Consider the following 12,233-nt stretch of genomic DNA (forward strand, 5'->3'; position numbering starts at 1 on the left):
ATAGATAAAGAATTCGCTATTAACTATAAATTAAAAGTTGCTTCGTAATTTTTTTTTTATATTAAATATTAATTACTTTTATTAATAGTGATAAAGTACCTCGATTTTTAAAAATGAAAAGTTAAGTATAGAACTAAAGATTAGGTATAAACAATAAAATTTAGAGAAAAATAAATTAGTAGTTTATGATAAATATATAAGAATTGAGGGAGTGAGATTATGCTAGGGCCAAGGGAAAAACTTCCATTGTTTGTTTATGGAAGTTTATCAGAAGGATTTTATAATCACGATATATATTTGAAGGGAAAGGTTTTAACAAAGCATGAAGCTAAAACAAAAGGAAAGTTATTTCATTTGGCGAATAAAGGATATCCAGCAATGATTGATGGTGATGAATGGGTTTATGGGGAATTAGTTACTATAGAAGATTATGAAAAAACAGTAGAAGAAATGGATGAAATGGAACATTATTATGGAGAGGATAATAATGAAAATGAGTATAATCGTGTTATACTAGAAGTAGAACTTATAGGTACAAGCGGAAAAGTTAAAGCATATACCTATAAGTATAATGAAGAAAGTGAATATGAACTTAAAAATCGACATGAAGAAGTACCACATGGAGATTGGAGAAAGTTTATGAAAGAGGAATGAAGATAAAAAGCAAACATATAGGTATTTATAATTAAATTAACAGTGTGTTAAGAAATTTATGTGATTTTTTGTTTAAGCATAGATATATGTTTGTTAATGAGAGGATAAATTTTTAGATTTATCCTCCTTAGCATTTGTGTCATAAATTAGTTTTTTTCAGGACGCGTAAATAAGATATAAACTATATAAGAAATGTTATTTTCTAAAAGTCATCTATACTTTGTAAATACAAAAGGATAGAGCTAGAAAGGGGTCTAGTCTATCCTTTATATATTATAGGGGGTCGGGGACAATTTATTTTATACCTTAATTATGTCCATATTTTGAAGCTTTAAACATTATGTATGAAGAAATATTATTGGAATATTTCTTCATACATCGAGAGCAAGAATTAAATCTTAACTCTAGGCAAAACTATTTTTAACAAGTATTTTTATATAAATTAAATTTGATTATAGAAGGGAGTAACTATAATGGTTAACAAACGCAGTTTTACTCAAAAGCAAATGGCTTCACTGGGAATTAGAAAAAATGAAAGGGGAGATTACGAATATATAAATCCTGAAGATAAGAATAAGTCAAAATATAAAGAAATAAGGAAAGAAAATAAATAATAAATATAAATAAATACGAAATATAAATAGCAAGAAAATATAATGAAATTGAATAATTAAGGAGGGCATAAATATGATTCCCGAAAAAATGAAAGAAGTATTAAAATATGAGGGGGTAGTTGCCATTGCAACACAAGGAGAGGGTAAGGTACATTTAGTAAATACTTGGAACAGTTACATACAAGTTATTATTTCCTGTTGGCTTTATGAATGAAACTGAAGCTAATATAGAAAAAAATAATAAAGTTGAAGTTACAATGGGAAGCAGAGAAGTTCAAGGATTTCAAGGCCAAGGCACAGGGGTTTTAATCAATGGAACCATGTGCTTTATAAAGGAAGGGAAAGTGTTTGATTTAATTAAACAAAAGTATCCATGGGCAAGGGCAGCTGGAGAAATAAAGATTAACTCTGTAAAACAAACATTATAGTATCCCTAATTAGTAATATAACAGAAAATATAGTTGTTAAAAATGATAAAAGTATTGCTTATGTAAAAGAAAAACGCACTTTAGATTAAATCTAAAGTGCGTTTTATGGTGCCGAAGGCGGGAATCGAACCCGCACGGTATTGCTACCTCCGGATTTTGAGTCCGGCGCGTCTGCCAGTTCCACCACTTCGGCATATCGTATATCAATAATACCATATATAGGGTTATAAGTCAACAATATTTAGAGATAAGTCTATATAAAGTTTTATTTATATAATTAGATAACTATTTTTTAGCTTTAGTTGTTTAATATATAGACGATAATATTTAGCAAATGGATAATTAGTTATATTTTTGTGCGGAGTTAGTCATTAAGATAATATTTAAAGTTTGGGGTGATATTGGATTGGGATATACAGCATTAGATTTATTAGATAAAATAATCTATGTAATAGAGAAAAAGAAAAATATATGTGATGTTGAATTAGAAAAGATGAAAAATAATGCAGGAATATATGTTCTTATAAAGGTATTCATGAAAAATTTAGATAAGAGTATAACATTTATTAATGCTTTAAAGAAAGAAATAAAGAAAACAGATATGGAGGAAATTGATTTTAACATATATGACAAAATATCTTTTTCAATACATGAATTTAGTAACAAAATGGGATCGCTAAATACTTTTAATACTAAAAGCATATCTAAATATTTTCTGGACTTTCAAAAGGATGTTTTATCACTATATATATATATTCAGGGTAAAATTGTTCAAAAACAAGAAGATATTAATACAAGTACATATATGGTATTAAATACAATGATTGTTCAAAAGAAGGAACAAATAAAGGGATTGGAACGACTTAATGAAAAATATTATCAATTTAAATGAGAAGGTGATACTCTCACTTTTTTACAAGGGAACCTGATTTAAGTATATTTTAATAAATTGCCTAAGGGCAATTTTTTTTGTGGGTGATTTTTTGGCTAAAAATGTGTAAACTATATATAGTTACCAAAGTAAATTTTAGGAGAGATAATTATGTTGAGATTTTTAGATGCTGGGGAATCCCACGGAAAGATGATTTTAGCTATAATAGATGGAATTCCATCTAATTTTGATGTTGATATAGATTTTATAAATAGTGAACTTAAAAGAAGGCAACAGGGATATGGACGTGGAGAAAGAATGGAGCTTGAGGATGATAAAATAGAAATTATCACAGGACTTAGGGGAGATAAAACTACGGGAAATCCAATAACTTTAGCAGTATACAATAAAGACTATGAAAATTGGAAACATATATTAGAGGTTAAAGCGGGGCCTGAGGATAGAATAACTGTGCCAAGGCCTGGGCATGGAGATATGGTTGGGTATTTTAAATATGGCACAGGAGATATAAGAGATGTTATTGAAAGAACCTCAGCTAGAGAAACCACTATAAGAACTGCTGTTGGAGCAATGTGTAAACTTATATTAAAGAGTATTGGCATAGAAGTTAGAAGTGTTGTACATAGCATAGGAAACTTTCATGAAGAAGAAATTGATTTGTTTGACGATAATATATATGAGAAAATAGAAAAAAGTCCAGTTAGATGTTACAATGAAGAAATGTCAAAAAACTTTATGAAAAAGATAGACATATGCAAAGAGCAAGGAGAAACTATAGGAGGAAGTGTGAAGATTTCTGTAAAAGGAGTACCGCTAGGGATAGGAAGCTATACTCAATGGGACAGAAAACTAGATGCGATATTAAGCTATGCGATTATGTCTCTCCAAGGGGTAAAGGCAATAGAATTTGGAAATGGACTAGATTTAAATCGCAGAGGAAGTAATTTTAATGATGAAATATATTATGATGGCAATAATATAAAAAGATATTCAAATAACTCAGGAGGAATAGAAGCAGGAGTTTCCAATGGTGAAAATATAGAGGCCAAGGTCTTTATAAAACCTATTTCTTCTGTAAAAAAGGATTTAAGAACCATAGACCTTAGAAAAAGAAAAAATACTGAAACTAGATATGAGAGATCAGATGTGTGCGCAGTAGTGCCAGCTTCAATAGTACTTGAAAATATAGTTGCCTTTGAAATTCTAAAGGAAATTTTAAATAAGTTTCCGGCAGATGAATTTTATGATCTTAAAAGAAGTATAAATTTTTATAGAGAAACCGTATATTTAAGGTAGATAGATAATAATTACAATCATAAATGTTATTAGGATAGTGAGTAGAGATTAGGATTTTAAAATAAGGGAGATGAACTAATTGAATAAAGAGAAACTGATAATTTTAGATGGGAATAGTCTTATGAATAGAGCCTTTTATGCATTACCACTACTTACAAATAGAGAAGGCATTCATACAAATGCTGTATATGGATTTACAAATATGCTTTTAAAAATGAAAGAGGAAATAGAGCCAGATTACATAGTATGTACCTTTGATAAAGCTGCACCCACCTTTAGACATAATGAATATAAAGAGTACAAAGCAGGAAGAAAAAAGATGCCATCAGAGCTTGCAGAGCAATTTCCTATAGTCAAAGAACTTTTAAGTAAATTTGACATAAATATATTTGAAATAGAAGGATTTGAAGCGGATGATTTGATAGGAACGTTATCTTGTAAGGCAGAAGAACAAGGGATTGAAGTTTATATTGTTACAGGAGATAGGGATGCACTTCAGTTAGCAAGTAATAACATAAAAATAGTTTTGACTAAAAAGGGAATTACAGAAAAAGAGATATATGATGCAAATAGAATGATTGAGGAGTATGGTGTTACACCTAAGCAATTTATAGATGTAAAAGGGCTTATGGGAGATGCCTCTGATAATATCCCTGGAGTTCCTGGTGTTGGAGAAAAAACTGCTTATAAACTTATTAAGGAATATGGCAGCATAGAAAATGTACTAAATAATACTGAAAATATAAGCGGGAAAAAGATTAAGGAATCCCTTATAGAAAATAGTGAGCAGGCTATATTTAGTAAAAAACTTGCTACAATAATGTGCAATGTTCCGATTGAAATAGACTTAGATTCTATAAAATCCAATGAAAATTATGATGCAGAAGCTATAAGAAAGATGTTTTTGGATTTGGAGTTTAAATCATTGCTAGATAAAATATATTATGAACAAAAGGAAGAAAATAAAATACTTGAAGAAGAAACAATTGAATTTAACGTAATACATAACAATGATCAATTAAAAAGTCTTATAAATAATATAGACGATAATAAGGAGAAGGAAATATTATTTCTGTTATTTAATACAGAAAATGAAAGTACTTATTCCTTAGTAAATATAAAAGATATATACATAAACTTTTTAGATAAAAATTATGCTATAAATATAGAAAATTTACAGGGTAAAGAAGAGTTTTTAAAAGATTTTAAATATATTTTAGAATCAGAGGATATTAAAAAAGTATCTTATGATGTAAAGGCTCCTTATGTGGTTTTAAATAAATGGGGAGTAGATTTTAAAAATGTAATATTTGATATCAAGATAGCAGCTTATTTAATTGAGCCTTCAAGAAGTGACTATAATTTAAATGTTTTAATTCCTCACTACTTAAAGCGTGAAATAAGAGCAGATGGTGAAGAAAAATTTATAAGACAAGTTTCAGCTTTAAAGGATTTATACGAAGAAATAAGAGATGAAATAAAGTCACTAGATATGGATATGCTTTATTATGAGGTAGAGTTACCGCTAGTCAAAGTACTTTCTTTTATGGAACAAGAAGGATTTAAAGTTGACAGAGAAATGCTTCAACAAATAGGAGAAAAGTTTCAGATAGAAATAGATAAAATGCAAAAGGAAATTTATGCTGTGGCTGATGAAGAATTCAATATAAATTCACCAAAACAGCTTGGGAAAATACTATTTGAAAAACTTGATTTACCTGTAATAAAGAAAACAAAAACGGGCTATTCTACTAATGCAGAAGTTTTAGAAGCGCTTAACGATAAACACCCTATTATAGAAAAGATAACATATTATAGACAGCTTACAAAGCTTTATTCAACTTATGTAGAAGGACTTAAAAATGTGATTGATACGGATGAGAAAATACATTCAACATTTAATCAAACAGTAACTACTACAGGAAGGCTTTCAAGTACAGAGCCAAACCTTCAAAATATACCTATTAAATATGAAATGGGTAAGGAGATAAGAAAGGTATTTGTAGCAGAAGATGAAAGTTCACTATTATTATCTGCGGATTACTCTCAAATAGAGCTAAGAGTACTTGCTCATATTTCTGAAGATGAAAATTTAATTGATGCTTTTAAACATCATGACGATATCCACACAAAAACTGCTTCAGAAGTATTTAAGGTACCTTTAGGTGAAGTAACATCAACCATGAGGAGTAATGCTAAGGCTGTAAACTTTGGAATAGTATATGGCATAGGGGACTTTAGCCTAGCTCAAGATTTAAAGATTTCCAGAAAAGAAGCAAAAGCATATATAGATGCCTATTTTGATAGATATCCTAAGGTAAAAGAGTATATGGATAAAACTATACAGCAGGCTCATAGGGAAATGTATGTAACAACTATATTAAATCGAAGAAGACATATTCCTGAAATAGCAGACTCTAAAAAGATGGTAAAGGCATTAGGCGAAAGGTTAGCCATGAACACTCCAATACAGGGAAGTGCTGCAGACATTATAAAAATGGCTATGGTTAAGGTATACAATAGCCTTAAAGAAAGTAAATTAAAGAGTAAGCTGATTTTACAGGTACATGATGAACTTATATTAAATGTGGAAAAAAGTGAACTAGAACAGGTAAGAGAAATTGTGAAAAATTCCATGGAAAATGTAATGCCTCTTAATGTACCGTTAGAAGTAGATATGCATGAAGGAGAAAGCTGGTATGATGCAAAGTAGAGAACTAAATGAAGATGGGAAAAATATCAGATTATATAGTTTTTACCAGTTGAAAACAGAGTGCTTAAGAAGGTATAATGGCAATATGCTAAGAATTGGATTAACTGGAGGGATTGGTAGTGGAAAAACTACCATATCTTCCTTATTAAAAGAAAAGGGTATACCTATAGTTGATGCAGATATTATAGCACGAGAGGTTTTAAAGGAATATCCCGTAATTATTGAAACTATTAAAGAAAAATTTGGAGTGGAATTTATAGATGGAAATGGAGAGCTAATTAGAAGAAAGTTTGGGAACTTTATATTTAAAAACCCACTAAAAAGGGTAGAGTATGAAGAAATTATAATTCCGTATATAAAAAAAGAAATATTTGATCAAATGAATCAATATGAAAAGCTGGGAGAAATGGCATGTGTAGTAGATGCACCAACTCTTATAGAGCAAGGGCTTAATGAATGTATGGATTTTAATATATTAGTTTGGGTAGATAGAGAGACTCAAATTGAAAGAGTGAAGGAAAGAGATAAATTAAAATATGAAGAAATTTTGGATAGAATTAACTCACAAATGTCATTAAACAAAAAAAGAAAGATAGTAGATTTTATAATAGATAATACCTTTACTATAGAAGAAACTAAAAAACAAGTTGAAAGACTTGTGAGAGTGATAAAATCGGGGGTGTAAGTTTTTTGAAAAAAGTCATAAAAATAATCTTAGTAATAGTTGTAGCATTTTATTTGTTTAAAGTTCCATCTATAGTGAGAAAATTTTATCCATTAAAGTACTCTGAAAGTATATATAAATATGCAGATAAATATGAAGTGGATCCATACTTAATAGCTGCAATTATAAGGACAGAAAGCAGTTTTAATCCAGGCGCTGTTTCTTCAAAGGGTGCAAAAGGATTGATGCAAATCATGCCTGAAACTGGAGAATGGATTTCTATGAAAATGGATATAAAGGGCCATGGTGAAGAAAAACTTTTTATACCAGATTATAATATAAATATGGGATGTTGGTATATAAGTGATCTTATTAAGCAGTTTGATAATTTTGATTTAGCATTAGCTTCGTATAATGGTGGTAAGGGGAATGTACAAAAGTGGCTAAAGGACACTAGATATTCAAAGGATGGAGAAACTTTAAGTTATATTCCATTTAAAGAAACGGATAAGTACGTGAAAAAGGTTAAGGTAAGTTATAATATTTATAAGTTTTTATATGGAAGATAAAATTTAATCTATGCCACTTGACTGTTAACATTGATGTTGATATAATAAAAATGCATAAGTAATAATGATTTGCAGATGTGGTGGAACGGCAGACACGCTATCTTGAGGGGGTAGTGTCCACAGGGCGTGCGGGTTCAAATCCCGCCATCTGCACCAGATGGGATTTAAAACTACCTACTAGTTAGGTAGTTTTTTTGCATTTACTATTTTAATTTATTGTACTGAGTAGTATAATAAGTTGGGTGAGTTTATAATATTAATTTTATCAAAGAAGGGTTGCAAAATTATGAAAAAATTGAAAGACAGTTTAAGAGGGATTTTTAAAATTTACAAAAGAGATATAAAAAATATAATCACAAATTATGTAGCAATAATTATAATAATTGGCATAACTGTACTACCTTCTCTTTATGCGTGGTTTAATATTGAAGCTTCTTGGGATCCATATTCAAATACAAAAAATCTTTCTGTAGCAGTGGTGAATTTGGACAAGGGTACTGAATTTAGAAACGTAAAAATTAATGTTGGGAATGAAGTGATAAGTAAATTAAAAAGTAATCAGGATATAGGATGGAAATTTGTAAATGCAAGTGAAGCTGAAAATGGTGTAAAAAAGGGAAAGTATTATGCCACTATAACAATTACAAAGGATTTTTCAAAGAACTTGCTTTCTATTGTAACTGAAAAAAGTCCTAAAAAATCGGAACTAATTTATACAGTTAATGAAAAAGTAAATGCTATAGCTCCTAAAATTACTGGAAAAGGAGCAAGTAGTTTACAAGAAGAAGTTACAAAAACATTTATTAAAACAGCTAGTGATACAATTTTATCTATGAGTAACCAACTTGGAGTTACATTGGAAAATAATAAGCCTCAACTAAAGAAACTTGCAGATAGTATTATTGAAATAGATAATAGAATGCCTGAAATTGCAAAACATATAGATGATGCTTATTCAGGATCATTAGTTTTTAAAGAGTATATGGAAAAGGTACAGGGCAATACAAAAAATATATCTGATACATTGAATAAAACTATTAATATTGCTAAAACAGGAGATGAAGCTTTAGGAAAATCAATAAATGTTATGGATAATATATCTCCAGCTATTAAGTCAGATTTAACTCTTTTAAAAGACACAACAAATACGGCTAAAACGCTTTTAAATTCAGCATATAACTTTCAAAATAATAGTGGAGGGTTAAGAAGAATTTTAGATAATGTAAGTGATATATATTCAGATGGAATAAAAAAAATTAATTCACAAATAAATCTTCTAAATTCACTAGATAAAAAACTTAATAGTGTTGATACAACTATAACAAAAAATGGTAGTAAAATTATAAGAAAATTTATTAGTAATCTTTCAGCTATTAAAAGTGAAATGTCAGGCCAAAGGAGAGTTATTAACTCTATAATTACAACAATGGACGAAGGAAATGAGGTTTTACCTGAGAGCATACGCGCAGCAATTCAAGGTGCTGATGATATTATGGATTTTACAGATGAAATTATTAACACCTTTGATACTGAAACTGAACCTGCAATTAATGATTCTCTAAAGGATCTTCAAGGTATATCTAGTAACGGCATTGTCATGCTTGAAAATTTTCAAGATAATATTCCTTTAATTGATAGTTTACTTCAACTAGCTAGTGATGGAGTAGGTATGGGAAGTGATCGATTGAAGGAAATAAAAGAGGAGTTTCCTGGAATTCAAAATGATATGCATGAAAGAGCTGAAAAATTACGAGGATTAAGTGATGATGAAAAAATTAATGAGATCATAAATATATTAAAGAGAGATGCAAAGGCTGAAAGTGAGTTTTTAGCAAATCCTATAGAAATGAAAGAAAATAAGCTTTTCGCAATACCTAATTATGGCTCAGCTATGGCTCCATTTTATACAGTACTTGCTTTATGGGTAGGGGGGCTTATTGCACTTGCTTTACTGTCGGTGGAGGTAAAAAGTTTTGAGGATGGATTAGAAATATCTCCAACCCAAGAGTTTTTAGGACGGTATCTTACATTTGTAACAATTGGAATTATGCAAGCGCTAGTAGTGACTCTAGGTAATTTATACTTGCTTAAAACTTATGTTATAGCGCCACTTCCATATGTAGTATTTGGAGTATATACAAGTATTATATTTATGATGATTATATACACATTGGTTTCGGTATTTGGGAATGTGGGTAAAGCTATAGCAATGGTAGTTATGGTATTACAAGTTGCAGCATCAGGAGGCACATTTCCAATACAGCTAACCTCCCCATTCTTTCAGAGTATAAACCCTATGTTACCTTTTACATATGCTATAGGAGGTATGAGGGAAACTGTAGGAGGAATTTTGAAGGACTTATTAATTTTCAATATATATAAATTATCTGTATATTTTGTTATATCTTTAGTGATTGGAATATTCTTAAAGGAAAAGGTAAATAAAATAATGAAAAAGTTTATCTTACAATTCAAAGAAAGTGGACTTGCAGAGCATTAAAAACCGCCGCAATATTTCTAAAAGTTGTAACTAAATTTTAAACTTTTGCATATATATATAATGGTGAGAAATTTATTTTAGGGGGAAATATGCAGTATAAATGTCCTTACTTATGCTATTGTGGAATGCCTATGTCTAACATGCCAGAAGAAAATGATAGGGATGAAGATGATGAAAAGTTAAAGGGAATGTATCCTGAGCTTTATAATCAAGTTATACCTATGATAAAGTATCATTGTAATGTTATGGAATATAAATATGGTAAGGAATATTGTCCATCTAAGGACTGGGTTAAAAAAGTTTGTGATGACATAATGGACAAATGCCATATAAAAGATGATGAAAATGATGTAAATGATGTAAATGATGTAAATGATTATAGAAGCCCTAATGGAATATGGTGGGGGCCAAGACCTTTACTTGAAATACTTTTACTTAGTGAACTACGTGGAAGAAGAAGACGTAGAAGAAGACGTAGAGGAAGAAGACGTAGAAGAGATCATGACTGGGGAGATTGGGATTAATAAGTTTAATGGCTGCTTTTTAGCAGCCATTTTAATTTTAATCGATTAAAAGTAAAGTAAATTTTATCAGTAATATACAAGGAGATTTAAATTATATGTAGAATAGTTTAATAATGAAATGCCTTGAATGAATTTAAACATGCTAATTTGTAATAAAATCATGTATGAAATGGGGTGAGGATAATGTTAGATATAAATTTAACTATAGATAATATGACTATTTTGAGTATACAAAAAGAGGATGTAATATATGTAGACGATTATTTGAAGAATCAATGTAGGTCACAGAAGGAAGAATTGGAAGTAGGAGATATTTATGAAAAATTTTTGGAGTATTATGTAAGTGAAAATGAGTTCTTTTTGAAGATAAATGATAAAGAAAATCATGAGATTTTAGGAATTATAAAAGGTAGAGTTGAATTTAAGAATCCTCATGAAGCATGGATATGGTCTATTTCTTTAAATAAGTCTATGAGAAGCAAGGGAATAGGAAGCATAATCTTAAAAAAATTGAGTATTTATTTAAAAGAAGAGTATGGGGTAAGAGATTTTTATACACGCATTATAAAAGAGAATGGTTCTAAGTTGAAATTTTGGACTAGAAATGGATACGAAGTTATAAGAGTTTCCGAAGAACTTTATAAGGCAAATAATAAAAGAAGCAATATGTTTATATTAAAAAAATCCTTAGGGAGGTATAATAATGGACAAATTTATGCAATGGAGAAATGAAAAGTTAATAGAAAGAACTATTGAAAATTTAAAAAGAAATAATATGGAAGCAGTTTTAGTGCAGGATGAAGTAGAACTAATTGGAAAGTTAAATGAGTTAATAAAAGAGGGGACTGTAGTATCTGTAGGAGGTTCTGAGACTTTATTGGAAACAGGAGTAATAGATTATCTAAGAAACGGTAATTTCACATTTTTAGATAGATATGATTCTAATTTAACAATTCAGGGAAGAAAAGAACTTAATAAAAAGGCCTTTTGTGCCGATACTTATTTATGTAGTTCTAACGCCATAACGGAAAATGGAGAATTATTTAATGTGGATGGAAATGGTAATAGGGTAGCAGCTATGCTTTTTGGACCAGATCAAGTTATTGTAGTATGTGGTGTAAATAAAATAGTAAAAGACTTAAAGGAAGCAGAACAGAGAGTAAAGAAAATTGCAGCTCCTGTAAATGCAAAAAAGTTAAATAAAAATACCCCATGCGCAAAAGTTGGATATTGTATGGATTGTAATAGCGATGATAGAATTTGTTGCGATTATGTAATAATGAAAAAACAAAGAAATGATAGAATAAAGGTTATTATATTAAACAAAGACTTAGGATTTTAAAAAAATAAACAAAATATACAGATAATTTAAAAAAAAG

The 12,233-nt window shown here is 29.5% G+C and carries 13 protein-coding genes and 2 tRNA genes; 14 read left to right on the forward strand and 1 reads right to left on the reverse strand.

What is annotated here, in order from left to right:
• Nucleotides 1–219: 219 nt before the first annotated feature.
• From DP68_RS08200 to DP68_RS19875, 4 genes are all read left to right on the forward strand, one after another.
• Nucleotides 220–654: a gamma-glutamylcyclotransferase family protein gene (locus tag DP68_RS08200; protein ID WP_035308315.1), complete on the forward strand. Its 435-nt coding sequence runs from the start codon at nt 220–222 to the stop codon at nt 652–654.
• A gap of 473 nt (nt 655–1,127) precedes the next feature.
• A complete protein-coding gene (locus tag DP68_RS19520; RefSeq protein ID WP_186430917.1) occupies nt 1,128–1,268 on the forward strand; it encodes a hypothetical protein in 141 nt (46 codons plus the stop codon).
• A gap of 73 nt (nt 1,269–1,341) precedes the next feature.
• The gene (locus DP68_RS19870) at nt 1,342–1,482 is read left to right on the forward strand and encodes a hypothetical protein (protein ID WP_363330948.1); all 141 of its coding nucleotides are present in this window, start codon (nt 1,342–1,344) and stop codon (nt 1,480–1,482) included.
• Complete coding sequence (locus DP68_RS19875; protein WP_363330949.1) at nt 1,475–1,696, forward strand: hypothetical protein; 222 nt, start codon at nt 1,475–1,477, stop codon at nt 1,694–1,696. Before DP68_RS19870 ends, DP68_RS19875 begins: the two co-directional genes overlap by 8 nt.
• A gap of 106 nt (nt 1,697–1,802) precedes the next feature.
• On the opposite strand, the gene DP68_RS08210 is transcribed toward DP68_RS19875, so the two are convergent.
• Nucleotides 1,803–1,889 (reverse strand) — tRNA-Leu (locus tag DP68_RS08210).
• Nucleotides 1,890–2,102: 213 nt separating this feature from the next.
• On the opposite strand from DP68_RS08210, the gene DP68_RS08215 reads away from it, so the two are divergent.
• From DP68_RS08215 to DP68_RS08260, 10 genes are all read left to right on the forward strand, one after another.
• Nucleotides 2,103–2,588, forward strand: coding sequence for a hypothetical protein (locus tag DP68_RS08215; RefSeq protein ID WP_035308317.1), 486 nt, complete (start codon nt 2,103–2,105; stop codon nt 2,586–2,588).
• A gap of 150 nt (nt 2,589–2,738) precedes the next feature.
• Nucleotides 2,739–3,884: a chorismate synthase gene (gene aroC, locus DP68_RS08220; protein WP_035308318.1), complete on the forward strand. Its 1,146-nt coding sequence runs from the start codon at nt 2,739–2,741 to the stop codon at nt 3,882–3,884.
• A gap of 79 nt (nt 3,885–3,963) precedes the next feature.
• Entirely contained in the window at nt 3,964–6,597 is a 2,634-nt protein-coding gene (gene polA, locus DP68_RS08225) for a DNA polymerase I (protein ID WP_035308320.1), read from the forward strand.
• Between the two features lie 85 nt (nt 6,598–6,682).
• Nucleotides 6,683–7,282 carry a dephospho-CoA kinase gene (gene coaE, locus DP68_RS08230; protein WP_035308647.1) on the forward strand — a complete coding sequence of 200 codons (600 nt, stop codon included), beginning with the start codon at nt 6,683–6,685 and terminating at the stop codon, nt 7,280–7,282.
• 5 nt (nt 7,283–7,287) lie between these two features.
• Entirely contained in the window at nt 7,288–7,830 is a 543-nt protein-coding gene (locus tag DP68_RS08235) for a lytic transglycosylase domain-containing protein (protein ID WP_291547959.1), read from the forward strand.
• Between the two features lie 71 nt (nt 7,831–7,901).
• Nucleotides 7,902–7,986 (forward strand) — tRNA-Leu (locus DP68_RS08240).
• Between the two features lie 130 nt (nt 7,987–8,116).
• On the forward strand, nt 8,117–10,330 hold the full coding sequence (locus DP68_RS08245; protein WP_035308324.1) for a YhgE/Pip domain-containing protein: 2,214 nt from the start codon (nt 8,117–8,119) through the stop codon (nt 10,328–10,330).
• An 89-nt stretch (nt 10,331–10,419) separates the two neighbouring features.
• The gene (locus DP68_RS08250) at nt 10,420–10,854 is read left to right on the forward strand and encodes a hypothetical protein (protein WP_035308327.1); all 435 of its coding nucleotides are present in this window, start codon (nt 10,420–10,422) and stop codon (nt 10,852–10,854) included.
• 183 nt (nt 10,855–11,037) lie between these two features.
• Nucleotides 11,038–11,586, forward strand: coding sequence for a GNAT family N-acetyltransferase (locus DP68_RS08255; protein ID WP_052085714.1), 549 nt, complete (start codon nt 11,038–11,040; stop codon nt 11,584–11,586).
• Nucleotides 11,558–12,196 carry a lactate utilization protein gene (locus tag DP68_RS08260; RefSeq protein WP_035308328.1) on the forward strand — a complete coding sequence of 213 codons (639 nt, stop codon included), beginning with the start codon at nt 11,558–11,560 and terminating at the stop codon, nt 12,194–12,196. The genes DP68_RS08255 and DP68_RS08260 overlap by 29 nt, the downstream gene beginning before the upstream one ends.
• The last annotated feature ends 37 nt before the right edge of the window (nt 12,197–12,233 follow it).

Source organism: Clostridium sp. HMP27 (assembly GCF_000765165.1).
Classification (GTDB): domain Bacteria; phylum Bacillota; class Clostridia; order Clostridiales; family Clostridiaceae; genus Clostridium_AK.